Source organism: Pseudomonas sp. MD330_10, from assembly GCF_042610415.1.
GTDB lineage: Bacteria > Pseudomonadota > Gammaproteobacteria > Pseudomonadales > Pseudomonadaceae > Aquipseudomonas > Aquipseudomonas rhodesiae.
In genome coordinates, this window is the sequence record NZ_JBHGZU010000018.1 from 17,900 (window position 1) to 42,472 (window position 24,573).

A 24,573-nucleotide genomic window follows, 5' to 3' on the forward strand; every position below is an offset into this window, starting at 1 on the left:
ATATGGCTATCACTGCGCAGCGGCGACCGCTTTCGCCTTACTCATTCGCAACCGGTAGGCCACATAGATCACCCCCACCCACACCGGCATCGCAAACACCGACTCGCGAATCCCCGGAATGGCCAGCATCACGCTGACGATCATCAGCATGAACGCCAGGCACAGGTAGTTGCTGAACGGGAACCAGAAGGTCTTGAACGACGGCTCCACGCCTTGTTGGCCCATGGCCTTGCGGAACTTGATATGGGTGATGCTGATCAGCGCCCAGTTGATCATCAACGAGGCAACCACCAGGGCGAACAGCAACTCCAGCGCGCTCTGCGGCGCGACGTAGTTGACCACCACGCACAGCATCGTCACCAGCGCCGAGATCGCCAGGGCTCGCAGCGGCACGCCTTGCTTGTTGAGCTTCATCAGCGCTTTGGGCGCATCGCCTTGCTCGGCCAGGCCGAACAACATGCGGCTGTTGCAGTACACGCCGCTGTTGTACACCGACAGCGCCGCGGTCAGGACCACGAAGTTGAGGATGTGCGCAGCGGTGTCGTTACCGATCAGCGAGAAGATCTGCACGAACGGGCTGCCGCTGTAGGCGTCGCCCGACGCGCCGAGGGTTTGCAGCAATTGGTCCCATGGATACAACGACAGCAGCACGGTCAGCGCACCCACGTAGAAAATCAGGATGCGGTACACCACCTGATTGATCGCCTTGGGGATCACCTTGCGCGGTTCGCTGGCCTCGGCGGCGGTGATGCCCACCAGCTCCAGGCCACCGAAGGAGAACATGATGAACGCCATGGACATCAACAGCCCCATGCCGCCATTGGGGAAGAACCCGCCGTGGCTCCACAGATTGTCGATGGAGGCCTGGGGGCCGCCGCTGCCGCTGAACAGCAAGTAGCAGCCGAGCACGATCATGCCGACAATCGCCACCACCTTGATGATCGCGAACCAGAACTCGGCCTCACCGAAGAACTTCACGTTCAGCGTATTGATCAAGTTCACCGCGACGAAGAACACCAACGCACTGACCCAGGTCGGAATCTCCGGCCACCAGAACTGGATGTATTTGCCCACCGCCGTCAGTTCGGCCATGCCCACCAGCACATACAGCACCCAGTAGTTCCAGCCCGCCAGGAAGCCCGCGTAACCGCCCCAGTATTTGTGCGCGAAGTGGCTGAAAGAGCCGGCCACCGGCTCTTCGACGATCATTTCGCCGAGCTGGCGCATGATCAGGAAGGCGATGAAACCGGCGATCGCGTAGCCGAGGATCATCGACGGCCCGGCAGACTTGAGCACCCCGGCCGAGCCGAGGAACAACCCCGTACCGATGGCGCCGCCCAAAGCGATCAGCTGAATATGCCGGTTCTTCAAGCCACGCTTGAGGCCTACCGGGTTAACCATGTCATCCGCCATTAACGTTCCCTTCTACTTGTTTTTCTTAAGGGGGAGTGCAGGCCGCATCAGCCCCTCAGAAGTGCTGGGGTCAGATATTACTCTGCGTGAACTGTTCGTAATACAGCTGAACGCCATCAAGTGCCTGATCCAACAGCCATTGTTGGGCGGATTCCACCATTGTTGAGGTCGCCGTGCTTGCCGGGTCAACTCCCTCTCACATTTGAATGGGGGCGTGGCTGACTATTTACGCACGACCAGATCCAACACCTCATCCCTATCCTTGATTTTCTGCAGCACGATCTCCGAGCGAATATCCGTCACCCCTGCCGTGCGGTTCAGGTGGTTCACGATAAAGTCCGAAAAATGCTTGAGGTTGCGCGCCTGTACCCGCAGCACATAGTTGCTGGCGCCGGTGATCACATAGGCGCTGGCCACTTCCGGCCAGCCTTGCACTTTCTTGATGAACGTCTCGTGCCAATCCTCCACGTCCTGGCGCAAAGACAGGTGAACGATGGCCTCCAATTCGATCCCCAGTTGCTCGGCATTCAGCACCGCCCGGTAGCCGCTGATCACGCCTTCGCTCTCCAGCAGGCGTAAGCGGCGCAGGCAGGCTGAGGGCGACAGGGCGACTTTTTCCGCCAGTTCCTGGTTGCTGATACGGCCATCCTGTTGCAGGAAATGCAGGAGGCGCAAGTCGGTGGGGTCGAGAATCATGCTTAGAATAATTCCGCGTATTTAGAGGTTTAATTCGAATTTCCTACAGCTTAATTAGCTTGTTGCCCACCACTTTGCACGAAAATTCTCTAAAGCTTCGTTAATAATTTGGCTCATCTTCTCTTATAAAAACCAGGATCGCCCATGCCCCTTCGAAGCCATTGCCAAACCCTTGATGCCCAGGACCCATTGGCGCCTTTGCGTGAGCAGTTCGCTCTGCCCCACGGCATGATCTATCTGGATGGCAACTCCCTGGGCGCCCGCCCCGTGGCATCGCTGGCACGGGCGCAACAGGTGATTGCCCAGGAGTGGGGCGACGGTTTGATCCGCAGTTGGAACAGCGCGGGCTGGGCGGACCTGTCCCTGCGCCTGGGCGACCGGTTGGCCCCGCTGATCGGCGCACGCGATGGCGAAGTGGCGATCACCGATACCACCTCGATCAACCTGTTCAAAGTGCTCAGTGCCGCGTTGAGTGTGCAGCGCCAGCGGGCGCCGGCGCGCAAGGTGATCGTCAGCGAGGCCGGCAACTTTCCCACCGACCTGTACATCGCCGAAGGCCTGGCCGAGTTGCTGCAACAGGGTTATTCGCTGCGCTTGGTGAACAGCCCCGACGAGCTGACCCAGGCCATCGACGCCGACGTGGCCGTGGTAATGCTCACCCACGTCAACTACAAGACCGGCTACCTATACGACATGCAGGGCGTGACCACCCTGAGCCACGAGTGCGGTGCGCTGACGATCTGGGACCTGGCGCACTCGGCGGGCGCGGTGCCGGTGGACCTGCATCGGGCCGGCGCCGATTACGCGATTGGCTGCACCTACAAATACCTCAACGGTGGCCCCGGTTCCCAGGCGTTCGTGTGGGTCAACCCGGCGCTGGTGGACCTGGTGCGCCAGCCGTTGTCGGGCTGGTTCGGGCATACGCGGCAGTTCGCTATGGAGTCCAGCTATGCGCCGAGCGCCGGCATCGCTCGTTACCTGTGCGGCACCCAGCCGATCACGTCGCTGGCGATGGTGGAATGCGGTCTGGAGATTTTTGAACAGACCGACATGGCCAGCCTGCGCCGCAAATCCCTGGCGTTGACCGATCTGTTTATCGACTTGGTGGAGGCTCGCTGCGCGGCCCATCACCTCGTGCTGATTACCCCGCGTGAACACGCCCGGCGTGGCAGCCATGTGAGCTTCGAGCATCCTGAAGGCTACGCGGTGATCCAGGCCCTGATCGCCCGTGGCGTGATCGGCGATTACCGCGAACCGCGCATCATGCGTTTTGGGTTTACCCCGTTGTACACAACCTTCACCGAAGTCTTCGATGCCGTGGAAATCCTCGGTGAGATTCTCGATAACCGCACCTGGGACCAGCCGCAATTCAAGGTCCGCCACAGTGTCACCTGAAATGTGACGGGGGGCCGATAGGTCGGTTAGCCCATCTGTCACTGACGTACCGTCTTCGGGGGCAAGCCCCCTCCCACAGGGGATCTGGCCAGCGCATCGAACAAGGCCTTGGCGTAACCCGGCAGTTGTTCGAACGAGCGCGCGCATAACAGCAGTCGCCGACAGGCCCAGTCCTCGCGCAGGGGCTGGGCTTTAAAGTGATGCTCCCCCGGCCAGCGGTCCAACGCGGCCTGGGGCACGATCCCCAGGCCGGCGCCGCGGGCGACCATGCGCATCACCCCGTCAAAGCTCTCGGCGCGGATGCGCGCGTGCAGGCGGAAGCCGGCGTGCAGCGCCTGTTCTTCCAGGTACACCGCCAGCGCACTGTGGGCGGCCAGGCCGACGAAATCGTGTTGCAGGCTGTCGACAAAACTGACCGGGCCTGACGCCAACGTATGCTCCGTCGGCATGATCAGCACCAGTGGGTCGTCGCGAAAGGGCAGGGTCTGCAAGCCGTGGGTGTCGACGGCGTCGGAGATAATCCCCAAATCGGCAGTGCCCTGGCGTAACGCCTGGGTGATGCGCAGGCTGGGCAGCTCCTGCACATCGATATCCAGGTTGGGATGTTCGCGCAGTACATCCGCCAGCAGTTCAGGCAGGTATTCACTCAGTGCGGTGGTATTGCAGAGCAAGCGCACCTGGCCCTTGACGCCGTTGGCGTAGGCGGCCAGGTCCTGTCGCAAGTGATCGGCCTGTTGCAATAACAGCCGCGCGTGGCGAGCCAGGGCTTTGCCGGCGGGCGTCGGGCTGACGCCGCGGCGACCGCGTTGCAGCAGCTCGATGCCCAGCGACGCTTCCATTGCCCGGATGCGCGCGCTGGCGGCGGCCAGGGATAAATGGCTGCGGGATGCGCCAGCGGTGATATTGCCGGCGTCCAGGGTGTGTAAGTAGAGACGCAGGTCGATCAGGTCAAAGTGCATGACTGGTTTCTCGGGTGGCTCAGCGGGCCTAATCGGGGGCAAGCCCCCTCCCACATTGGAGTTTCGAGGGGCGCTAAGCCTCAAGCTAAACAAGAGGCTGACTCAGTATATGGCGAATTTTCGAGCCCATCGGAAAACGTCACTATTGACCAATGACGACTTTCCTTACGTTTTACCAAAATATCGGCCTGGCCTTGTCTTTGCTGGTGATCGGCACCTTTATGCTGGCGGGCACCGTCAAAGGGGTGATCGGCCTGGGCTTGCCCACCGTGGCCATGGGCCTGCTCGGCCTGGCTATGTTACCGGCGCAGGCTGCGGCGTTGCTGATCATTCCTTCAACCGTTACCAACCTCTGGCAATTGGCGTTCGGCGGCCATCTGAGTGCTCTGTTCAAGCGCTTGTGGCCGATGCTGCTGCTGATTTTTCTCGGCACCGGGCTCGGTACTGCGTGGCTGGGCATGGACGGCGGCGGCTGGATGGTGCACGCCTTGGGCGCAGCGTTGCTGATGTATGCATTGAGCGGGTTGTTCTTGCCCACATTCAACGTCGGCTCGGCGACGGAACGCTGGCTGGGCCCGTTATGCGGATTGCTCACCGGCATCGTTACCGCCGCCACCGGAGTGTTTGTGATCCCCGCCGTGCCGTATCTGCAGGCGCTGGGGTTACAGCGCGATCAACTGGTGCAGGCGTTGGGGCTGTCGTTCAGCGTGTCTACCCTGGCTTTGGCTGCCGGGCTGGCCTGGCGCGGCGGGCTGGGCGGCGCCGAACTGAATGCCTCGCTGCTGGCGCTGGTGCCGGCGTTGTTGGGCATGTGGCTGGGTCAGTGGGTACGCCAGCGCATCAGTGCCGTGGTGTTCAAACGGGTATTTTTTGTTGGTATGGCTTTTTTGGGCGGGCATCTGCTGATCAGCGGTTAACAATGGCCGCGTATTCGTGCCTTTAGGTCAAATGTATTTTGCCGGTTTGTGGCTTATTCAAGGGGAGCCAGATGGATAGTCTGCGTCCAGACCTTTCAACCTTCTGGAATCTCCCATGAAAAAAGTCCTATTGCTCAACGGCGGTAAACAATTCGCCCACTCCGATGGCCGCTACAACGCCACCCTGCATGACACCGCAGCGGCGGTGCTGGACCGTGCCGGTATCGACGTCAAGGTCACCCATATCGACGCCGGCTATGACGTGGCCGAAGAGGTCGCCAAGTTCCTATGGGCCGACGTGATCATCTATCAGATGCCCGGTTGGTGGATGGGCGCGCCATGGATCGTCAAGAAGTACATCGACGAAGTCTTCACCGAAGGCCACGGCAGCCTGTATGCCAGCGATGGTCGCACCCGTTCCGATGCGTCGCAGAAATACGGCAGCGGCGGCCTGATCCAGGGCAAGCAGTACATGTTGTCGCTGACCTGGAACGCACCGCAGCAAGCCTTCGACGACCCCAGCGATTTTTTCGAAGCCAAGGGCGTGGACGCGGTGTACTTCCCATTCCACAAGGCCAATCAGTTCCTCGGCATGACCGGCCTGCCGACTTTCCTCTGCGTGGACGTGATGAAACGTCCAGCCATCGAGGCGGATGTGGCGCGCTATGAGCAGCATCTGGCGCAGGTGTTCAACCTCTCGGTGTAAGCTGCCCCTCAAGATGAGAGAGGAGCGCCCGTGAAAGCCCGGTCCGATGAACTACAGATCTTTGTCAGCGTGATCGAGTGCGGTTCGATTTCCGCGGCGGCGGAGCAGGCCGGGCAGACGCCGTCGGCGGTCAGCCGTACCTTGTCGCGCCTGGAAGCCAAGCTCGACACCACGCTGATCAACCGCACCACGCGACGCATGGACCTGACCGAAGAGGGCAAATACTTCTTCGAGCAGGCCAAGGTGATCCTGGCGCAGATGGATGAGCTGGAAGAACGCTTGTCCTCGCGCCAGCAAACTCCGGCCGGGCGCTTGCGCATCAACGCGGCGGTGCCGTTCATGCTGCACGGGATCATTCCGTACATCGCCGAATTCCGCCGCCTGTACCCGCAGATCCAGCTGGAGCTCAACAGCGATGACCTGATCATCGACCTGCTGGAACAGAGCACCGACATTGCGATTCGCATCGGTGCATTGGCCGATTCGAGCCTGCATGCGCGTTCCTTGGGCTGCACGCCGTTGCATATCCTCGCCAGCCCCGACTATTTGGAACGCCACGGCACCCCGCGCACGGTCGCTGAACTGGCGAGCCACACCTTGCTGGGCTTCACCCAGACCGAAACCCTCAACCACTGGCCGTTGCGCCACGCGGCAGGCGACCGCTGGTTGATTCAGCCGAGCATCGCCGCCTCCAGTGGCGAGACCCTGCGTCACCTGGCATTGGAGGGGCAGGGCATTGCGTGCCTGTCGAACTTCATGACCTTCGACGATATCGACGCCGGGCGCCTGGTGCCGCTGCTGGAAACGTTCTACAGCGGCTACCGCCAACCGATCCACGCGGTGTTCTATCGCAACTCCCAGTTGGCGTTGCGCATCCAGTGCTTCCTGGACTTTATCCAGGCCAAGCTGGCGCGGTATGCCTGCTGATTCGACTCCCACAGTGATGTGGGAGGGGGCTTGCCCCCGATGAGCCCCACTCGGCCTTCAAGACTAGCCCCACCCCGCTCAATTCCGTACCATTCCCGGCCTTATTCCCCGCAATACCTTGGTACTTCATGAACCTCACCCGTCTGCGCGCCGATACCCTGGCCGGCCTCACCACGTCCTTTGCGTTGCTGCCCGAGTGCATCGCCTTCGCTCTGGTCGCTCACCTCAACCCGCTGATGGGCCTGTACGGCGCTTTTATCATCTGCACCCTCACGGCGCTGTTCGGCGGGCGGCCGGGGATGGTGTCGGGGGCGGCCGGTTCGATGGCCGTGGTGATCGTCGCGCTGGTGGTGCAGCACGGCGTGGAATATTTGCTCGCCACCGTGCTGCTGGGCGGGCTGATCATGGTTGCCTTCGGCCTGTTGCGCCTGGGCAAACTGGTGCGCATGGTGCCGCACCCGGTGATGCTGGGGTTCGTCAACGGCCTGGCGATCATCATTGCCTTGGCGCAGTTGGAACACTTCAAGAACGGTGAAGCCTGGCTCAGCGGTACGCCGTTGTATGTGATGACCGGCCTGGTGCTGGTGACCATGGCGATTGTCTATATGTTGCCGCGCATCACCCGCGCAGTTCCACCTGCGCTGGTGGCGATCCTCGGCGTGGGCCTGGCGGTGTACCTGCTGGGTTTGCCGACGCGCACCCTGGGCGACATGGCCCACATCGCCGGCGGCTTGCCGAGCTTTGCGCTGCCGCAGGTTCCCTGGACCCTGGAAACCCTGGGCATCATCGCGCCCTACGCGTTCCTGATGGCCATGGTCGGTCTGCTGGAAACCCTGCTGACCCTCAACCTCACCGACGAAATCACCGAAACCCGTGGCTACCCCGACCGCGAAAGCGTGGCCCTGGGCGCGGCGAATATGGTCTCGGGTCTGTTCGGCGGCATGGGCGGTTGCGCGATGATCGGGCAAACCGTGATCAACCTCAGCTCCGGCGGGCGCGGGCGTTTTTCCGGGGTGTTTGCCGGGGTGATGATTCTGTTGTTCATTCTGTTTCTGTCACCGCTGATCGAGCGGATCCCGTTGGCGGCGCTGGTGGGGGTGATGTTCGTGGTGTCGCAGCAGACCTTCGCCTGGGCGTCGCTGCGGGTAATCAATAAAGTGCCGCTCAACGATGTACTGGTGATTATCGCGGTGACGGTGATCACCGTGTTCACCGACCTGGCCACCGCCGTACTGTGCGGGATCGTGATTGCGGCGCTGAATTTCGCCTGGCAACAGGCCCGCGAGTTGTATGCCGATGAACACCTGGAAGCCGACGGCAGCAAGCTCTATCGCCTGCACGGCACCTTGTTCTTCGCCTCGACCACGCCGTTTCTGAACCAATTCGACCCGGCCAACGACCCGGCCCAAGTGACGCTGGATTGTCGCCACCTGAGCTTCGTCGATTATTCCGCGATTGCCGCGTTGATGACCTTGCGCGAGCGCTACAGCAAGGCCGGCAAGCACCTGCGGGTGCTGCATTTGTCCGAGCGCTGCAAGAAACTGCTCAAGCGCGCGCGGGTGCATCATGACTGACCTTCGACTCTGATCGAGGGGTTATGGCCCGACCAGGTCTTCGAGTTCCTGGGCGCGGGTCTGGGTCATGTCCAGCACGCAGCCGGAGCCGTTGACCCGATCGATGGAACCACCGGTTGCCGAACCGGCGAAGGCGCAATTAGCGTCGCGATACTTTATCCACAGGCGCTGCACGTCCTGCAGTTGCTGTTTACGCGGGCCTTCCTGAGCGGCGAGGGCGGTTTTGTAGGCGCGGTTCAGGCGCTCGTCCTGAACCTTGGCAGCTTTGGTGTTGCAGGTGACCATGTCGAACGTGGTGGTGGCGCTGTCCATGCATTTTTCCAGCGCCGCGTTATCGGCAGCCGATGCGTGGCCGCACAAAGCCAGAAGCACGGCGCCGGTGGCGAAAGAGCTACGAATCATCATCGATTTTCCTGGGCATGAGTGGATGCGCATTCTAAGACCCAGCGGCGCGGTTTGAGTTTCCGGCAGCGTCCGATCCTCATGTAAGAACACCCCCCTGATTTTCATCCGATGGCGCCGGGCATGCCCGATGGCGACAGCGCTTATCCGTGGGCGAAAGTTACTTTCATGCAGTTTGAAAATGCCGTGCGGAAATGATTTATGACTTTCACAACCAATTCGACGTGACCCTTTCCGAGGAGTACCGCATGGCCGCATCACCGGGCTTCGGGCTGTTGGCATACGCTGCCATCGCCATCATTGCTTTGATCGTGCTGATTGCACGTTACCGACTCAACCCGTTCATCGTTATCACTCTGGTGTCCATCGGCCTAGCGCTGATGGCCGGGATGCCGGCGGATACCATCATGGGGTCCTATGAAGCGGGCGTCGGCAAAACCCTGGGGCACATCGCCCTAGTGGTGGCACTGGGCACCATGCTTGGCAAGATGATGGCCGAGTCCGGCGGCGCCGAGCAGGTGGCGCGCACGTTGATCCATCGTTTCGGCGAGCGCAACGCGCATTGGGCCATGGTGTGTATCGCGTTCCTGGTGGGGCTGCCGCTGTTTTTCGAGGTGGGCTTTGTGTTGTTGGTGCCCATCGCCTTTACCGTGGCGCGGCGCGTGGGGGTGTCGATCCTCATGGTCGGTTTGCCGATGGTGGCCGGGTTGTCGGTGGTGCACGCGCTGGTGCCGCCGCACCCGGCGGCGATGATGGCGGTGCTGGCGTACAACGCGTCGGTGGGGCAGACCGTGCTGTATGCGATTCTGATCGGCATTCCGACGGCGATCATTGCCGGTCCCGTCTACGCCAAGTACATCGTCCCGCGTATCCACCTGCCAGCGGAAAACCCGTTGGAGCGCCAGTTTATCGAGCGCGAACCGCGTAGCCGTCTCCCGAGTTTTACCCTGACCATGGCCACCATCCTATTGCCGGTGGTACTGATGATGATCGGCGGTTGGGCCAACGTGATTTCCACGCCGGGCACGGGGTTCAACCAGTTCCTGTTGTTTATCGGTAACTCGGTGATCGCGCTGCTGGTGGCGACCCTGGTGAGTTTCTGGACCCTGGGCCTGGCTCAAGGCTTCAATCGCGAGTCGATCCTCAAATTCACCAACGAATGCCTGGCGCCGACCGCCAGCATTACGCTGCTGGTGGGTGCGGGTGGCGGTTTGAATCGCATCCTGGTGGATGCCGGCGTGACCAACGAGATTCTTGGCCTGGCCCATGCCTTCCACCTGTCGCCGTTGGTGATGGGCTGGTTGTTCGCCGCATTGATGCGCATCGCCACTGGCTCGGCGACGGTGGCCATGACCACTGCCTCCGGTGTAGTGGCGCCGGTGGCCCTGGGCCTGGGTTATCCACACCCGGAATTATTGGTGCTGGCCACCGGCGCCGGTTCGGTGATCTTTTCCCACGTCAATGACGGCGGCTTCTGGCTGATCAAGGAATACTTCAATATGACGGTGATCCAGACCTTCAAGACCTGGACCGTGCTGGAGACCCTGATTTCGGTGGTTGCCTTCGGTCTGACCTATGGTCTGTCCTGCCTGCTGTAATTCGGAGACGCCATGGACATCCTCTACCAGATCCTCGCCCGCCAGGCGTCCTTCAGCGCCGGCGAAGGGCGCATCGCCCGGCTGATGCTGGAAGACGTGGGGTTTGCTGCGTCGGCCAGCCTGGAAGCGTTGTCCCAACGGGCGGAGGTCAGCACCGCCACCTTGTCGCGCTTTGCCCGCAGTGTGGGGTGTCGCGACCTGCGTGATCTGCGCCTGCAATTGGCCCAGGCCAGCGGCGTCGGCAGTCGCTTCCTGGACCCGGCGGGTACGCCGGAGCAATCGGCGTTTCACCGGCAGATCCTGGGGGATATCGAAACCACTCTGCGTCAGCACCTGTCGGGCTTCGATCAGGCAGGTTTCGCTGATGCCGTCAGCCTGTTGAGCCGGGCGCGCATGGTGCACGCGTTTGGCATGGGCGGGCCGTCGAGCCTGTGCAGCCACGAGTTGCAAGTACGCCTGGTGCGCCTGGGTTTTCCGATTGCGGCCTGTCATGACCCGGTGATGATGCGCGTCACCGCCGCCACGCTGGGCCCGCAGCATGTATTGATCGTCTGCTCGCTGACCGGCCTGACGCCCGAGTTGCTCGATGTGGTGGAACTGGCGCGCAACTACGACGCACGCGTTATCGCCATCACCCTCGCCGACTCTCCTTTGGCGCGCCTGGCCGACGTCGTGCTGCCGCTGCAACCGGCCGAAACCAGTTTTATCTACAAACCCACGGCGGCGCGCTACGGCATGCTGTTGGCCATTGACCTGCTCGCCACCGAGCTGGCGCTGGCCATGCCAGACGATAACCAGGAGCGCTTGCGCCGCATCAAGCTGGCCCTGGACGACTACCGCGGCGGCCCCGATGCCTTACCGCTTGGAGATTGAAATGAAGTACGACACGTTGATCCGCCAGGCGCTGATTATCGATGGCAGCAACACCCCGGGATATGTCGCCGATGTAGGACTGTTGGCCGGGCGCATCGAATCGATCGGTGACCTGTCGGCTGCCGTGGCCGAGCATCACATCGAGGCTGCCGGCCGCGTGCTGGCACCAGGGTTTATCGACGTGCACACCCATGACGACACTGTGGTGATCCGCCAACCGCAGATGCTGCCCAAACTCAGCCAGGGCGTGACCACGGTGATCGTCGGTAATTGTGGCATCAGCGCCGCGCCGGTCAGCCTGCGCGGCGATCCGCCGGACCCGATGAATCTGCTGGGTCGGCGCGACGCCTTTGCCTACCCGCGCTTTGCCGACTATCGCCAGGCGGTGGAAAACGCCCACCCGGCGGTTAACGTCGCGGCGCTGATCGGCCACACGGCGCTGCGCAGCAACCATTTGGATGACCTGTACCGCACGGCCAGCCCGGCGGAAATCGCGGCCATGCGCGCGCAGTTGAAGGAAAGCCTTGAGGCGGGCGCTCTGGGTTTGTCCACCGGTCTGGCCTACGCCAGCGCGTTCAACGCCGAGACCGATGAGGTGCTGCAATTGAGCGAAGAACTCACCGCCTTCGGCGCGGTGTACACCACTCATTTGCGCAGCGAATTCGAACCGGTGCTGGAGGCCATGGACGAGGCGTTCCTGATCGGTCGGCATGCCCAGGCGCCGGTGATCATTTCCCACCTCAAATGTGCCGGCGCGGGTAACTGGGGGCGTAGTCCGCAGTTGCTGGCGTCCTTGGAACACGCCGCGAAAACCCATCCGGTGGGCTGCGATTGCTACCCCTACGCCGCCAGTTCCTCGACCCTGGACCTCAAGCAAGTCACCGATGCTTTCCCCATCACCATCACCTGGTCGACGCCGCACCCGTCCATGGGCGGGCGCGACTTGCAGGACATTGCCGCCGAGTGGGGCGTTTCGCTGCTCGACGCAGCACGTCGCCTGCAACCGGCGGGGGCGGTGTACTACGGCATGGACGAGACAGATGTGCGGCGCATCCTCGCGCATCCGTTGTCGATGGTGGGCTCTGACGGTTTGCCGGAAGACCCGTTCCCCCATCCGCGCCTGTGGGGTGCGTTCCCACGAGTGCTCGGGCACTTCAGCCGGGATGTGGGGCTGTTCCCACTGCATACGGCGGTTCACAAAATGACGGGCTTGTCGGCGGCGCGGTTTGGTTTGTCGGAGCGCGGGCAAATTCGTGAAGGGCACTGGGCAGATCTGGTGTTGTTCGATCCTCTGCGGGTGCGCGACGTGGCCGATTTCAAAGCGCCGCAGCGGGCGGCAGAAGGCATCGAAGGGGTGTGGGTCAATGGCGTTTTGAGCTACCACCATGGGCAGGCCAACGGTCAACGACCGGGTCGCTTCCTGGCGCGCAGCGGGGATTTGCGCGGTGGCTTTTCGTCTTTATAGTGGGCGCCTTCATACACGGAGCGAGCGCCATGCACTTAGGAAAAGTCACCCCCATCCTGCGGATTTTCGACGAGGCCAAGGCCTTGGAATTCTACGTCGACTTCCTGGGTTTCAAGGTGGATTGGCAGCACCGTTTCGAGGCCAATTATCCGTTGTACCTGCAAGTGTCACTGGGCGAGTGTGTGCTGCATTTGTCCGAGCACCATGGCGATGCCTCGCCTGGCGCCGCTGTGCGTATCCAGGCACAAGGCGTGGACGGTTATCAGCAGCAATTGTTGGCCAAGGATTATTGCTACGCTAAGCCGCAGGTCGAGGAAACGCCATGGGGCTCGCGGGAGATGAGCATCAAGGACCCGTTCGGCAATCGGCTGGTGTTTGTGGAGGAGAGCGAGGGCTGAGCGGTAAATCGCAGGCAATAAAAAACCGTCTTGGTTAAGACGGTTTTTTTTGCAATCCCGGTTTGCGGCCAGGGCTGCGGCTCACAGGAGCACTGACGTGCTGGCGATACTACTGCGGCTTCAAGGCTTTATGCAACACCTTTTGAGGATGCCGTAGACGCCAGTTTTCCGCGTTCATATCTGCAAAAAACGGCAACAACTTTTAAGGGTAAATGGCGGTTTCTCGTCACACCTTGGCGCGGTGGGGTGAGCTAGTATCGCCCCCGTTCTGCATCATCGTGAAGAGGTTGGCTGGGTTCGCGCGCAGATATTTGGACCGACTGCCACGAGCTTGCAACCCGTGCCGGATTCACGCACGAGGACCTTAAACCTGGCCGCCTCACAGGAGCACTGACGTGCATCCGAAGGCCCACATGTTCCGGTAAGTGCGCTGGAGGTAAGGCCCAACTCACGGAGGGCCGAGTATGTCTAAGTTTGCACGACGTATGTGGAACCTCGTAGTGAACTGCCTGCGTGCTTATCACGTATGGAAGTTCCTGCGAGACAGCTTCGATGACCGCTAAGGTCTGAAAAGCGGAGCCGCCTCGGTGTATGCCGAGGCGGCTTTTTGGTTTCTTATACCCGGAAGTGACTCACCATCTGCTGCAACTGGCTGCCCAGTCGGGCCAGTTCCACACTGGATTTGGCGGTCTCCTCACTGGCGGTGGCGGTCTGCTCCGATACATCACGTACGTTGACGATGCTGCGGCTGATCTCTTCGGCCACGGCGCTCTGTTCTTCGGCGGCAGCCGCGATCTGCTGATTCATCGATTGAATGTTGGACACCGTCCGCGTGATGTTCTCCAGCGACACCCCGGCTTTGCGGGTCAGTTCCACGCTGCTGTCGGTGAGGCTGCGGCTGTTGTTCATCACCGTGGCCACTTGCTGGGTGCCGTTCTGTAAACCGGCCACCAGACCTTCGATTTCTTCAGTGGATTTCTGTGTGCGCTGGGCCAGGCCACGTACTTCGTCCGCGACCACGGCAAACCCGCGACCGGCTTCACCGGCACGCGCTGCTTCGATGGCGGCGTTGAGAGCCAGCAGGTTGGTCTGTTCGGCCACGGCCTTGATCACGTCCATGACGCTGCCGATCTTGTTGCTCTCTTGCTGCAGGTGCGTCATGGCGTCGGTGGAGCGTGCCACTTCGGCGGCCAGTCGCTCGATCTGGGCGATCGCCTCGGCCACCACCTTGTCGCCTTCACGGGCCTGGCCATCGGCATCGGACGCTGCTTGGGAGGCCTGCTCGGCGTTGCGCGCCACTTCCTGCACGGTGGCGGTCATTTCGTGCATCGCGGTGGCGACCTGGTCGGTCTCGATTTTCTGGCTGTTCACGCCGGCGCTGGTTTGCTCGGTCACGGCCGACAACTCTTCGGCGGCGCTGGCGATTTGCGTGACGCCGTCACGAATCCCGCTGATCAGTTCACGCAAGGTCGTGCCCATGCGCTGGATGCCTTGTTGCAGCACGCCCAGTTCGTCGCGACGGGTGACCTGGATGTTATGGCTCAGATCGCCGGAGGCAATACGTTCCACTACGGCCAGGGTGTCCTGGATCGGGCGGGTGATCTGGCGGGTAATCACCAGCGCGGCGATGATGCCAACCAGCAGTGCCAGCAAGGTGCTGATCAATTGCAGGCTGCGGGCCTGGGCGCTTTCGGCGTCGCGGCGCTCAAGCTGAATATCGTAGAGCTTGTCGCTGATGGTGACGATATCGGCACCCTGGGTGGTCATCTCGGCCCGGGCGGCGACGATGTTGGCGTTGGCGGCCTTGTAGTTCTGCACGGCACTGCGATAGGCGCTCAGTGCGGTTTCCAGCGCGGTCAATGCGCTTTGCTGGCTGCTGCCGAACACCGCGCTCAAGCCTTTCAAGCCGTTGATGGCTTTCTCGATTTGCGCCGCAGCGCGGGCTTCGGTGTCGGGGTTGACGTTATTGGTGTAGCCGCGCACTTCGTAGCGCGCCAGCTGAAATTCTTGCTTGGCATTGGTCAGCGCCTGGAACTGCGTGAAGCGTTCCGGGCTGTCCGGCATCTGCTGCACATTGGTGTCCAGTGCTTCGATCTGAGCGTTGGCAATGTCGGCCTTGTCGCCCATGACCTGGCGTGAAGCGTTGCCGTTGCGGTAAGCCTCGCGCATTTTGTTCAGGGACTGCTGATAGGCGGTGATCACGGCCTTCTGGTCGGTCAGCAGCTTGACGTTTTCCGGGCTCTTGAAGCTGTCCAGCAGCTTCTGTTGTTGCGCGGCGAACGCATCCAGGCTGGTCTGCACATTCTGCGCAACGGCTTCGTCGCCGTTGGCCAGCATGTACTGCAAACGCACGATGCGCAGTTTGGTCAGCGACGAGTTGAGCTGAGTGATATCGCTCATCCAGTTACTGCGGTCGATCAGGCTGCCGAGGCTGGTCCAGCCGGTGAGGGCCAGGATCGAGGTGAGAACCAGCACCAGGCCGAAGCCCAGGCCGAGTTTGAGGTTGACGCTGATGTTACCGAACCAGCTGTTCATCGAATGCTCCGCAAAAGTGATTTGTCTGCTGGACGGTGTTGTTGTTTGAGCCAGCCAAGTTGAGAAGGAATGTATCGGCGGCAAAAGACGATTCTGTAGTGCTTTTATTGCGCGGGACGACGAAGGGTCACCATCGCCAGGCAGCGATGGCGCCCTTGTGCGTTTACGCGGTGGTGACGGTGGACACGATGGTCAGCCTCAGGCAGGACGCGGCGTCGCGACTCAGGTGCAGGGTATTGCGCGCTACCCGTGGGTGGTTAGCCTGGCCGCAGGGTTCGCCGCTATTGGGGTTGACGTCGAAGCGCGGGAAGTTACTGCTGGCAATGTCCAGGCGAAGTCGGTGGCCACGCTTGAACAGGTTGCAGGTAGCGAAAGGCTCGATCAGCACCTTGACCCGCTCGCCCGCTGTGAGTGGCTTCGGTTGGGTCCACGAATCGCGATAGCGACAACGCCGGATGCCGTCGGTGATGTTCATCGCGAAGCCCTCGGGGTAATCGGCGCTGGGCGGGTATACATCGATCAACTTGGCGGTGAAGTCAGTGTCAGGGGCGTCGCTGTCGATCCACAGCTCAATCTGTACGTCACCGGCGACGATCAGGTCTTCCTCCAGAGGCTCGGTCTGGAAACTCAGCACATCGTCGCGTTCGTTCAAGGGGCGGTCGTTACCACAGGTGCCGAAGAAGTCCGCGCGTTCACGTTGGTCGAAAGCCCCGCCCACGAACACCGGAGCGCCGGAGGTCAGCGCGCCGCCGATGGTCGGGACCGGGTGCGCCGGGTCGGCAAGGTAGCTCAGGCTCGCGCTGTCGGCCTCGGGTGCTGTGTGGCTCAACTGCCCGTGGGCATTGAGGTATAAGGTCAGCACCTGGCTGTCCGGCAGTGGCCATTGCGTCGATTGCAGCCAGCGCCCGCCATGCTCCAGGCGGCCGTTGCGGTCGCGATGACCACTGCCACCGCCCATCAAAAATACCTGCACGCGGGTCTGCGCTGCTTGGGCCGAGGCGTTGAGGGTTTGCTCGAACCATGCCAGGCGGCAGCTCAGCCAGTCCTGCTCGATCTGCCCGTCAAATACTGCGGTGGGTCCGAATTCCACGTCGCCGCTGTGGCTGATGTTGCGATCACCATGTAGCCACGGTCCCATGACCAGTCGGGACTTTGCCGTGCCGTTTTGCACGAAAGCACGGTAGTTGGCCAGGGTCGAACTGACGTAGGCGTCGTACCAACTGGACATGAATAGCACCGGAATATCAGGCAGCCGGCCATAGTGGCCTTCGGCATAGAGACCGTTCTTGCGCCAATATTCGCTGAAGCTGCCTTGGGCCCACTGGTCCAGTAAGTACGTCTCGTATTCCGGCACATGGCGCAAGGGCGATTGGCCGGGTTGCCACGGCATGCGTGTGAACCACTGAAGAATGTCTTCCTGCTCCAAGGCCTGGCGAATTTGCGGATCGGCCAGTGCCGTGGGGCTTTCCTTGGCCTGGCGAAAGGCCCAAGTGGCTTGCTTGAGTTCGAACGCGCCACCCTGGCGTATCCCGCACTGATAGGCGTTGGCGAAGCCGCCGCTGTCGAGCGCCATGCTGCTCAAGCCGGGCGGATGCAGGCACGCCATCGCCAGTTGGGTATGGGCCGCGTAAGAAAGACCCATGCTGCCAATCTTTCCGTTGCACCAGGGCTGCCGGACGATCCAGGCCAGGCTGTCGAAACCGTCTTGGCCCTCGGCGGTGTATTTGGTGAACACCCCTTGCGAGGCATAGCGGCCACGGCAGTCCTGAAAGATCGCGACAAAGCCTTGATCGGTAAAGCGCGCGGCCATTTGCTCGCGGGAGATGTGTTGGCCGTCGAGCTGTTTTTCCGAGCGCGAGGGTTTGCTCTTGTCGTAAGGCGTACGTTCGATGACTACCGGAAAAGGCCCCTCGCCCTGTGCGGGCAAGTAGATGTCGGTGGCCAGGCAAATGCCGTCGCGCATCGGGATCATCTGGTTAAGCAGGGTTTGCATGGGGGAAATACGTCCTCGCAAAGCAGTCATTGACTCAGTACCCACTCGTGACCGCGATGGCCAGCAGCACCATCGCCAGCACGGCGTAGATCAGGAACAGCGGCAGGATGTAGCGCGCCCATTGGCCCCAGCCGACATTGGCCGTGGCCAGCAGCACCAGCAAGCCGCTGGAGGTCGGGGTGATCATGTTGGTCAGGCCGTTGCCCATCAAGAACGCGAACACCGTGGTTTGTGGACTAACGCCGGACAGTTGGCCCAACGGGCCGAAGATCGGCATGGTGACGGCGGCCTGGCCTGACGTGGAGGGGATCAACACATCCAGTCCCAGTTGTGCGAAGAACATGCCGTAGGCCGACACAATCGGGCCGTGGTCACCCACCAGATTGGCCAGGCTGTTGACGATGGTGTCCAGTACCTGGCCGGTACTCAGGATGATTTCCACGGCGGTGGCCAGGCCAATCAGTACGCCGGCGATCAGGACTTTTTTCATGCCATCGACGAAGGCGCTGGCGGCGACGCTTGCCCCCAGCCCAGCGACAACGCTGAACACCACCGTCAGGAGCAGATAAAACGCCGACAGTTCGTGGTATTTCCAGGCCCAGCGGTTGGAGGCATACACCAGGAAACCGATGCCCGCCATCAAGACGATCAGGTTGATCAGGTGGCGTATGGGCAGGGGTTTGCGTTCGAACGTGATTTGCGCGCTCGCATCGAAACCGTGCTTGCGAATACTCCACAGCACGAAGGCGATCCCCACCAGCAGGAAGCTACAGTAGGCGAGCACGCGCATGCTCAGCCCGCTGAATATCGCCAGCCCGACCATTGGCTGGGCGACGGACAACGCCACCGGGTTGGAGATCGACGCGAGGTAACCGATCTTCACCGAGATCGCGACGATTGCCAGGCCGATCAGGTTCGACAGTCCCAGACGATTGGCCATGGCGACCATCAGCGGCACGATCAGAATGAATTCCTTGGCCAGCCCCATGAACGTGCTGCCGGCGGAAAACACCAGCATCAGGCTCGGCACCAGCACGTAGATATTGCCTCGAGTCAGCCCCAGCAGGCGCTCCAGCCCGGCGTCGATCACCCCGGCTTTGTTGAGCACGCCGAACATGCCGCCGATGAACAACACCATGAAGATCAGCGCCGCACGTTTCTCGATGCCCTGGGGAATCGCCATGAAACCTTCCACCAGCGACACCGGACGGGCCACTGGATCACCGGCCTTGCGCGGCTCCAGTGAAAACAGTTGGCCCAACGCATCGTGTTTTTCCAGCACTTGGTAGGACCCCGGTACCACCAGGCCGTTCTGGCGCTCGAACTTGCCCGCGTTCACCGCGTAGGTAAAAGCGACCGCTAGCAAGACGATGCATAGGAGGATGATGGTCGGGTTGATCTGTTTGCGCAGTGTCGGTTTTTCTACCCCTGCTTGAGGGGAGGTGATCTGTGGTTCGCTCATGCTGGCTGCCCCGGCGTTCGCCGTTTTTGTTATGGGGGAGTGACGTGTGTTGGGCGGACACTAGGGCAAAGTTTTTGCGCCGACAACGTTATGCGCAGGGTGGGTTGGGCTATGCGTTTTGTGGCGCCAGGCGCTGTTTGAGATGCTCGGCGAACGCGGTCACCACTCGTGAGCGGGGTTCGTTGACGCGGTAGGCCAGGCCGAATGCGTAGGGCAGCGCCGGCCGAAAAGGTCGTGTGACAATCGGCAAATGCAGGAAGTGGCTGGCCAGCAGACCATTGACGATGGACACCCCCAGACCTTCGGCGACAAAGCTGCACGCCGCGCCTACGGAATGCACTTCGACACGCACTTGGGGGGTGAGGTTGGCGGCGCGGAACACCTGGTTCAGTTGCGCCCGTAAAGCGCGTTGCCGGCCCAGCATCACCAGCGGCACATTGCGCAGGTGCTGCACTTCGATGCAGGCGTGACGAGTCAGAGGGTGGTCGGCCGGCATCACGCAGACGCCTTCGGTTTGCAGCACCGGTTCGATGTCGAAATCGGGCATTTCCGTCGGCAGGCGTACGAAGCCCAGGTCGGCGGAACGGTCGAGTACGGCGCGCTCGATGGTGTCGTAGGAACCAGTCAGCAGCTCCACGACGATGTCCTCATGGTCTTTGAGAAACTCCGCAACGATAGGTGGCAACAGCTCCTGGGTCATGCTGGTGGGCACCCCGACCTTGAGCAGGCTCTTGCGCGAGCGACCTACGCGCATTTCGTCGGCCAGGCGCTGAATACGCTGCATGCCGTCCACCAGGCCGGTGACCTCCATCAGCATCTCTTCTGCTTCCGGGGTGGCTATCAGGCGGCCTTTCTTGCGTAGAAACAACACGAACCCCAAGGCTTCTTCCAGTTGGCTCAGCAGACGGCTGACCGCAGATTGCGACAGGCCCATGCGCGTTGCGGCGCCGATGGTCGAGCCGGTGGACATGATCGCCTTGAAGGCTTCGAGTTGCTTGAGATTCACCATGGTTTTCCTGGCGGTTGCGAGCGGCAATTGCTGCTTTGCGCATAGCCTGATGCGCATCTCGCATAACGTTGTAGGGCTTTCGACGAGCCGTTAGTGTCCGCTCCATCGCGACATTCCGTCCAGTGTGTCGCGCCATCGAACTGCCCATAAAAAACCATAAAAAGGCATTGAGGAAGCGGCCATGCGCAGACTGATCAACAGGGGAAAAATAGTCTCGGCGAGCCTGATGGCAAGCCTGTCACCGGCGCTTATGGCGCAAGGCTTCTGGGAGGATTCCCACGGGCGATTGACCTTGCGCAATTTCTATTTCAACGACGGTTACCGCGATGGCGGCGAAGATCGCAAAGAGTGGGCGCAGGGTTTTCTGCTCAACCTGCAGTCCGGCTATACCGAGGGCACCGTGGGGTTTGGCCTGGATGCACTCGGCCTTGCCGGGCTGCGCCTTGATTCCAGGCCCACCCATGCCGGAACCGGCCTGTTGCCGGTGCACGACGATGGCCACGCGGCCAGTGAATTCTCCAGCCTGGGCGTCACCGCGAAGCTGCGCTGGGGCGATGCGGTGGTGAAAAGTGGCACGTTATTGCCCAAGATCCCAGTGTTGGTGCACAACGATGGGCGCCTGTTGCCGCAAACGTTTCAGGGCACCCAGTTGGAATACACCGGCATTCCTGACCTGTACCTGCACACCGGGCATCTGGATCGGTTCAAGCAGCGCAACTCCACCGACAGCGTGGCTATTTATCCTCAGGGCTACACCGGCAACCGTGGCAGCGACTTCGACTTCGCCGGGGCCACCTATGCTTTGACGCCGAGCCTGAGCGCAACGTGGTATTACGGCGAGATGCGTGAGTTCTATCGCCAGCAATTCTTCGGCCTTGTCCATAAACAACCGGTTGGACGTGGCTCGCTGACTAGCGACGTGCGCTACTTCATCAGCGGCGAGGCGGGGGAGGCGCGTAATGGCAAGGTCGACAGTGACCTTTTCAGCGGGCTGTTCACTTACCGGCTGGGCGCACAAGCGTTCGGCGTCGGCTATCAGAAGGTGCGGGGCGATACTGCGTTGCCGTATGCCAGCGTATCGACGGTGTATTCCTTCAGTAATGCCGGTGTGGGCAAGTTCATCCAGGCGGGTGAGCAAACCTGGATGCTGCGCTACGACTACGATTTTGCCGACGTACTCCCCGGCCTGAGCTTTATGACCCGTTACTACAAGGGTGAGAACGGTGACTACAAGGGGCGTGAGGCCCGCGAATGGGAATCCGACACCAATCTGCGCTATGTGATCCAGGACAGCACTTTCAAAGGTCTTGGGGTGGAGGTGCGCAAGGCGACCTATCGTTCGACCTACGCCAGTGACCGGGACAATTATCGGCTCTATCTCACATACGACCTGGCACTCTGGTAGTCGGGGCGGGGGCTGATCACAGGGCTGTCTTGTGTGCTAGTCTGCTGGCCCTTTTAGTTTTGGGCGGTGCGGGAGACAGTGTTTTCAGTACCGTCCTACAGCGGAGCCTCTTCATGTCCGAAGTTAATCTGTCCACCGACGAAACCCGCGTCAGCTACGGTATCGGCCGTCAGTTGGGCGACCAACTGCGCGACAACCCGCCACCGGGCGTGAGCCTGGACGCGATCCTGGCCGGCCTGACCGACGCTTTCGCGGGCAAGCCAAGCCGTGTTGATCAGGAACAAATGGCTGCCAGCTTCAAGGTGATCCGCGAAGTCATGCAAGCTGAAGCAGCTGCCAAGGCTGAAGCGGCCGCCGGTGCCGGCCTGGCCTTCCTGGCTGAAAACGCCAAGCGCGAAGGCATCACCACCCTGGCTTCCGGCCTGCAATTTGAAGTGCTGACCCAGGGCGACGGCGCCAAGCCGACCCGTGAAGACCAAGTGCGTACCCACTACCACGGCACCCTGATCGACGGCACTGTGTTCGACAGCTCCTACGAGCGTGGCCAGCCAGCCGAATTCCCGGTCGGCGGCGTGATCGCCGGTTGGACCGAAGCTCTGCAACTGATGAATGCCGGCAGCAAATGGCGCCTGTACGTGCCGAGCGAGCTGGCTTACGGCGCTCAAGGCGTTGGCAGCATCCCGCCGCACAGCGTTCTGGTGTTTGACGTCGAGCTGCTCGACGTTCTGTAAGACTGTTGGCTGATCACCTGTAGGAGCGAGTTTGCTCGCTCCTACAGTGTTGGGTGGCGTAGCTCATGGATGAAACTTGCCATTGAGCTCAGTGGTCGGGCGCAAGGCTCGGGCATAGCAGAACAAAAACAGGTTACGCACCACCTCCTTGAGCACACCGGGTTCGCTCGAACTCAAGCCGTTTACGTCCAGGTCGCCCTGGTCTTGCAGTTCATTCAACGCTTCTTCTTCAAGCACCGCGCAGACTTCGCCGGTTTCCCGATGCAGGATCCGCAGGTAAGGGTGTGGGCGATCCAGCCAGGCGTCGATCAAATAAGTCATGGTCAATTCTCCTTGATGAGTTTCAATGAGAATAATTCTTATTCGCTGAATAGCAAGTGCCTATTGGCGATTTTCTGTTTTTTCTGGAAGGGCATTGCGTTCGGTCAACGCAGAGGGCGAAACGCCATCCCGCGGCGGGCGCGGGATGGAAGCAGCAGATTCAGACTTTGCGCACGAACTCGGACTTGAGTTTCATCGGGCCGATGCCGTCGATCTTGCAATCGATATCGTGGTCACCGTCGCACAGGCGAATGTTCTTCACCTTGGTGCCGACTTTTACTACCAGCGAGGTGCCCTTGACCTTGAGGTCTTTGATCACGGTGATGGTGTCGCCGTCCTGCAGCACGTTGCCCACGGAGTCCTTCTTAACGGTTTCATCGCCGGCTGCTTCGGTCTCGCCATTGGCGGACCACTCATGGGCGCATTCCGGGCAGATCAGTTGAGTGCCGTCTTCGTAGGTGAATTCGGAATTGCATTTCGGGCAGGGTGGCAAAGTGCTCACTTGCGCTCCTTAAAGGTCAGGATGGCTAAAGTCGCACATTGTATAGGGATTTATGGTCTTACAGGTTGAATGAAATCTAAATGTGGAAGGAGACAAGCTCCTCCCACATTGGAATGACCTAGTGCGTACGGGCTACCGCGAACTCACTCAGCTCAACCAGGGCGTCCCGGTATTCGCTGGCGGGCAGGGCGTCCAGGCACTGGATGGCACGGGCTACGTAGTCACGGGCCAGTTGCGCGGTGTATTCCAGCGAACCAGACGCCTCGACGGCCTCACGGATGCTTTCCAGGTCTTCGATCCCGCCTTTCTGGATGGCTTTGCGCACCAGGGCAGCCTGCTCCGGCGTACCTTCGCGCATGGTGTAGATCAGCGGCAGGGTGGGCTTGCCTTCGGCCAGGTCGTCGCCGACGTTCTTGCCCAGGGTTTCGGCGTCGCCACGGTAGTCGAGCAAATCGTCCACCAGCTGGAATGCCACGCCCAGATGATCGCCGAACTTACGCAAGGCTTCGGCCTGCTCGGCGGTCGCGCCGCACAAAGCGGCGGCGCTGTGGGTGGAGGCTTCGAAGAGCATCGCGGTTTTGCCGCGAATCACTTCCATGTAGGTTTCTTCGGTGGTGCTGGCGTCACGCACCTTGGACAGTTGCAGCACTTCGCCCTCGGCGATGATGCGCGTGGCCTGGGACAGGATTTTCATAACCGGCATTGAGCCCAGCTCGACCATCATTTCGAACGAGCGCGAATACAGGAAGTCACCCACCAGCACGCTGGGCGCGTTGCCCCACATGGAATTGGCGGTCTCGCGGCCACGGCGCATGCCGGACATGTCGACCACGTCGTCATGCAGCAGGGTGGCGGTGTGCAGGAATTCAATGGTGGCGGCCAGCAAGCGCAGGTCATCGCCTTCGCGGCCCAGGGCCTTGCCGCACAGCAACACTAATAAAGGACGCAGGCGTTTGCCGCCGGCCGACGTAATGTAGTCGCCAATTTTGGAGACCAGCGGCACTTTAGATGTCAGCTGCTGCTTGATGATGCCGTCGACGGCGCTAAAATCGTCCGCGACCGCGCGGTAGAAAGCTTGGGGTTGCATCAGCGACAGTCGCTCCAGAAGGGTTGCGCGGCATGCTAGGACCCAGGCCCCGCAGTGTCAAGGCGCGATGGACGGCCTCTTGCAACACCCATTTACCTTGCGTACAATCGCGCACCCTGAACTTCCTGGGCAGCACCTGCCTTACGCAATTGCATTCGGGACGTCCATCCCATGCAGCCATGCCAGCCAATACCTCTTCTTATAA

22 protein-coding genes and 1 pseudogene are annotated in these 24,573 nt (G+C 61.1%); 11 read left to right on the forward strand and 12 right to left on the reverse strand.

What is annotated here, in order from left to right; translation table 11 throughout:
* Positions 1-9 precede the first annotated feature (9 nt).
* Together ACFZPT_RS21960 and ACFZPT_RS21965 are read right to left on the reverse strand one after the other, a co-directional pair.
* Entirely contained in the window at positions 10-1,413 is a 1,404-nt protein-coding gene (locus ACFZPT_RS21960; RefSeq protein WP_034100579.1) for an amino acid permease, read from the reverse strand.
* A 222-nt stretch (positions 1,414-1,635) separates the two neighbouring features.
* Positions 1,636-2,109, reverse strand: coding sequence for an Lrp/AsnC family transcriptional regulator (locus tag ACFZPT_RS21965; protein ID WP_034100577.1), 474 nt, complete (start codon positions 2,107-2,109; stop codon positions 1,636-1,638).
* A gap of 144 nt (positions 2,110-2,253) precedes the next feature.
* Here ACFZPT_RS21965 and kynU point away from each other — a divergent pair, with 144 nt between their 5' ends.
* Positions 2,254-3,504 (forward strand): kynureninase, encoded by a 1,251-nt coding sequence (kynU, locus tag ACFZPT_RS21970; RefSeq protein ID WP_034115077.1) that lies wholly within the window; start codon positions 2,254-2,256, stop codon positions 3,502-3,504.
* A 38-nt stretch (positions 3,505-3,542) separates the two neighbouring features.
* Here kynU and ACFZPT_RS21975 read toward each other — a convergent pair whose 3' ends face one another.
* Positions 3,543-4,463, reverse strand: coding sequence for a LysR family transcriptional regulator (locus ACFZPT_RS21975; protein WP_052229599.1), 921 nt, complete (start codon positions 4,461-4,463; stop codon positions 3,543-3,545).
* Positions 4,464-4,615: 152 nt separating this feature from the next.
* Between ACFZPT_RS21975 and ACFZPT_RS21980 the strand changes: the two genes are divergently transcribed.
* From ACFZPT_RS21980 to ACFZPT_RS21995, 4 genes are all read left to right on the forward strand, one after another.
* Complete coding sequence (locus ACFZPT_RS21980) at positions 4,616-5,380, forward strand: sulfite exporter TauE/SafE family protein (protein WP_034100572.1); 765 nt, start codon at positions 4,616-4,618, stop codon at positions 5,378-5,380.
* Positions 5,381-5,495: 115 nt separating this feature from the next.
* Positions 5,496-6,086, forward strand: coding sequence for an NAD(P)H-dependent oxidoreductase (locus ACFZPT_RS21985; protein ID WP_034100571.1), 591 nt, complete (start codon positions 5,496-5,498; stop codon positions 6,084-6,086).
* A 30-nt stretch (positions 6,087-6,116) separates the two neighbouring features.
* Positions 6,117-7,013 (forward strand): LysR family transcriptional regulator, encoded by an 897-nt coding sequence (locus ACFZPT_RS21990; protein WP_034100570.1) that lies wholly within the window; start codon positions 6,117-6,119, stop codon positions 7,011-7,013.
* Positions 7,014-7,141: 128 nt separating this feature from the next.
* Positions 7,142-8,587, forward strand: a complete 1,446-nt coding sequence (locus ACFZPT_RS21995) for a SulP family inorganic anion transporter (RefSeq protein ID WP_034115076.1) — start codon at positions 7,142-7,144, stop codon at positions 8,585-8,587.
* Between the two features lie 21 nt (positions 8,588-8,608).
* On the opposite strand, the gene ACFZPT_RS22000 is transcribed toward ACFZPT_RS21995, so the two are convergent.
* Positions 8,609-8,989, reverse strand: coding sequence for a lysozyme inhibitor LprI family protein (locus ACFZPT_RS22000; protein ID WP_034115089.1), 381 nt, complete (start codon positions 8,987-8,989; stop codon positions 8,609-8,611).
* A gap of 248 nt (positions 8,990-9,237) precedes the next feature.
* On the opposite strand from ACFZPT_RS22000, the gene ACFZPT_RS22005 reads away from it, so the two are divergent.
* The 4 genes from ACFZPT_RS22005 to ACFZPT_RS22020 are packed head-to-tail and all read left to right on the forward strand — an operon-like array spanning position 9,238 to position 13,323.
* Positions 9,238-10,587, forward strand: a complete 1,350-nt coding sequence (locus tag ACFZPT_RS22005) for a gluconate:H+ symporter (protein ID WP_236238723.1) — start codon at positions 9,238-9,240, stop codon at positions 10,585-10,587.
* Between the two features lie 12 nt (positions 10,588-10,599).
* A complete protein-coding gene (locus tag ACFZPT_RS22010) occupies positions 10,600-11,460 on the forward strand; it encodes a MurR/RpiR family transcriptional regulator (RefSeq protein ID WP_034115074.1) in 861 nt (286 codons plus the stop codon).
* A 1-nt stretch (position 11,461) separates the two neighbouring features.
* Complete coding sequence (locus ACFZPT_RS22015; RefSeq protein WP_034115073.1) at positions 11,462-12,925, forward strand: amidohydrolase family protein; 1,464 nt, start codon at positions 11,462-11,464, stop codon at positions 12,923-12,925.
* A gap of 29 nt (positions 12,926-12,954) precedes the next feature.
* On the forward strand, positions 12,955-13,323 hold the full coding sequence (locus tag ACFZPT_RS22020) for a glyoxalase superfamily protein (RefSeq protein ID WP_034115072.1): 369 nt from the start codon (positions 12,955-12,957) through the stop codon (positions 13,321-13,323).
* A 615-nt stretch (positions 13,324-13,938) separates the two neighbouring features.
* On the opposite strand, the gene ACFZPT_RS22025 is transcribed toward ACFZPT_RS22020, so the two are convergent.
* The 5 genes and pseudogenes from ACFZPT_RS22025 to ACFZPT_RS22045 form a co-directional block, all read right to left on the reverse strand.
* Positions 13,939-14,802: a methyl-accepting chemotaxis protein gene (locus ACFZPT_RS22025; RefSeq protein ID WP_371918507.1), complete on the reverse strand. Its 864-nt coding sequence runs from the start codon at positions 14,800-14,802 to the stop codon at positions 13,939-13,941.
* Positions 14,794-15,858: pseudogene (locus ACFZPT_RS22030) on the reverse strand (methyl-accepting chemotaxis protein); the annotation flags it as partial. The gene ACFZPT_RS22025 and the pseudogene ACFZPT_RS22030, both read right to left, overlap by 9 nt.
* A 163-nt stretch (positions 15,859-16,021) precedes the next feature.
* Complete coding sequence (locus ACFZPT_RS22035; protein ID WP_034115071.1) at positions 16,022-17,851, reverse strand: CocE/NonD family hydrolase; 1,830 nt, start codon at positions 17,849-17,851, stop codon at positions 16,022-16,024.
* Positions 17,852-17,885: 34 nt separating this feature from the next.
* Entirely contained in the window at positions 17,886-19,313 is a 1,428-nt protein-coding gene (locus ACFZPT_RS22040; protein WP_034115070.1) for a YfcC family protein, read from the reverse strand.
* A 109-nt stretch (positions 19,314-19,422) separates the two neighbouring features.
* Positions 19,423-20,319, reverse strand: a complete 897-nt coding sequence (locus tag ACFZPT_RS22045) for a LysR substrate-binding domain-containing protein (RefSeq protein ID WP_034100624.1) — start codon at positions 20,317-20,319, stop codon at positions 19,423-19,425.
* A gap of 184 nt (positions 20,320-20,503) precedes the next feature.
* Here ACFZPT_RS22045 and ACFZPT_RS22050 point away from each other — a divergent pair, with 184 nt between their 5' ends.
* On the forward strand, positions 20,504-21,727 hold the full coding sequence (locus ACFZPT_RS22050) for an OprD family porin (RefSeq protein ID WP_034100561.1): 1,224 nt from the start codon (positions 20,504-20,506) through the stop codon (positions 21,725-21,727).
* Between the two features lie 113 nt (positions 21,728-21,840).
* Positions 21,841-22,458, forward strand: coding sequence for an FKBP-type peptidyl-prolyl cis-trans isomerase (locus tag ACFZPT_RS22055; protein ID WP_034100560.1), 618 nt, complete (start codon positions 21,841-21,843; stop codon positions 22,456-22,458).
* A 63-nt stretch (positions 22,459-22,521) separates the two neighbouring features.
* Here ACFZPT_RS22055 and ACFZPT_RS22060 read toward each other — a convergent pair whose 3' ends face one another.
* The 3 genes from ACFZPT_RS22060 to ACFZPT_RS22070 form a co-directional block, all read right to left on the reverse strand.
* Positions 22,522-22,779: a hypothetical protein gene (locus ACFZPT_RS22060; protein ID WP_024077374.1), complete on the reverse strand. Its 258-nt coding sequence runs from the start codon at positions 22,777-22,779 to the stop codon at positions 22,522-22,524.
* A 160-nt stretch (positions 22,780-22,939) separates the two neighbouring features.
* Entirely contained in the window at positions 22,940-23,281 is a 342-nt protein-coding gene (locus tag ACFZPT_RS22065; RefSeq protein WP_034100559.1) for a zinc ribbon domain-containing protein YjdM, read from the reverse strand.
* 118 nt (positions 23,282-23,399) lie between these two features.
* Positions 23,400-24,368, reverse strand: coding sequence for a polyprenyl synthetase family protein (locus tag ACFZPT_RS22070; RefSeq protein ID WP_034115069.1), 969 nt, complete (start codon positions 24,366-24,368; stop codon positions 23,400-23,402).
* Positions 24,369-24,573 lie beyond the last annotated feature (205 nt).

What these genes read in the sequence shown, in the direction of transcription:
- ACFZPT_RS22000 (WP_034115089.1), bottom strand. Translation starts at nt 8,989, where the DNA reads ATGATTCGTAGCTCTTTCGCCACCGGCGCCGTGCTTCTGGCTTTGTGC.
- kynU (WP_034115077.1), top strand. Translation starts at nt 2,254, where the DNA reads ATGCCCCTTCGAAGCCATTGCCAAACCCTTGATGCCCAGGACCCATTG.
- ACFZPT_RS22060 (WP_024077374.1), bottom strand. Translation starts at nt 22,779, where the DNA reads ATGACTTATTTGATCGACGCCTGGCTGGATCGCCCACACCCTTACCTG.
- ACFZPT_RS22070 (WP_034115069.1), bottom strand. Translation starts at nt 24,368, where the DNA reads ATGCAACCCCAAGCTTTCTACCGCGCGGTCGCGGACGATTTTAGCGCC.
- ACFZPT_RS22040 (WP_034115070.1), bottom strand. Translation starts at nt 19,313, where the DNA reads ATGAGCGAACCACAGATCACCTCCCCTCAAGCAGGGGTAGAAAAACCG.
- ACFZPT_RS22020 (WP_034115072.1), top strand. Translation starts at nt 12,955, where the DNA reads ATGCACTTAGGAAAAGTCACCCCCATCCTGCGGATTTTCGACGAGGCC.
- ACFZPT_RS21975 (WP_052229599.1), bottom strand. Translation starts at nt 4,463, where the DNA reads ATGCACTTTGACCTGATCGACCTGCGTCTCTACTTACACACCCTGGAC.
- ACFZPT_RS22010 (WP_034115074.1), top strand. Translation starts at nt 10,600, where the DNA reads ATGGACATCCTCTACCAGATCCTCGCCCGCCAGGCGTCCTTCAGCGCC.
- ACFZPT_RS21965 (WP_034100577.1), bottom strand. Translation starts at nt 2,109, where the DNA reads ATGATTCTCGACCCCACCGACTTGCGCCTCCTGCATTTCCTGCAACAG.
- ACFZPT_RS21995 (WP_034115076.1), top strand. Translation starts at nt 7,142, where the DNA reads ATGAACCTCACCCGTCTGCGCGCCGATACCCTGGCCGGCCTCACCACG.
- ACFZPT_RS22025 (WP_371918507.1), bottom strand. Translation starts at nt 14,802, where the DNA reads ATGGGCACGACCTTGCGTGAACTGATCAGCGGGATTCGTGACGGCGTC.
- ACFZPT_RS21985 (WP_034100571.1), top strand. Translation starts at nt 5,496, where the DNA reads ATGAAAAAAGTCCTATTGCTCAACGGCGGTAAACAATTCGCCCACTCC.
- ACFZPT_RS21980 (WP_034100572.1), top strand. Translation starts at nt 4,616, where the DNA reads ATGACGACTTTCCTTACGTTTTACCAAAATATCGGCCTGGCCTTGTCT.
- ACFZPT_RS21960 (WP_034100579.1), bottom strand. Translation starts at nt 1,413, where the DNA reads ATGGCGGATGACATGGTTAACCCGGTAGGCCTCAAGCGTGGCTTGAAG.
- ACFZPT_RS22005 (WP_236238723.1), top strand. Translation starts at nt 9,238, where the DNA reads ATGGCCGCATCACCGGGCTTCGGGCTGTTGGCATACGCTGCCATCGCC.
- ACFZPT_RS22055 (WP_034100560.1), top strand. Translation starts at nt 21,841, where the DNA reads ATGTCCGAAGTTAATCTGTCCACCGACGAAACCCGCGTCAGCTACGGT.
- ACFZPT_RS22015 (WP_034115073.1), top strand. Translation starts at nt 11,462, where the DNA reads ATGAAGTACGACACGTTGATCCGCCAGGCGCTGATTATCGATGGCAGC.
- ACFZPT_RS22035 (WP_034115071.1), bottom strand. Translation starts at nt 17,851, where the DNA reads ATGCAAACCCTGCTTAACCAGATGATCCCGATGCGCGACGGCATTTGC.
- ACFZPT_RS22050 (WP_034100561.1), top strand. Translation starts at nt 20,504, where the DNA reads ATGCGCAGACTGATCAACAGGGGAAAAATAGTCTCGGCGAGCCTGATG.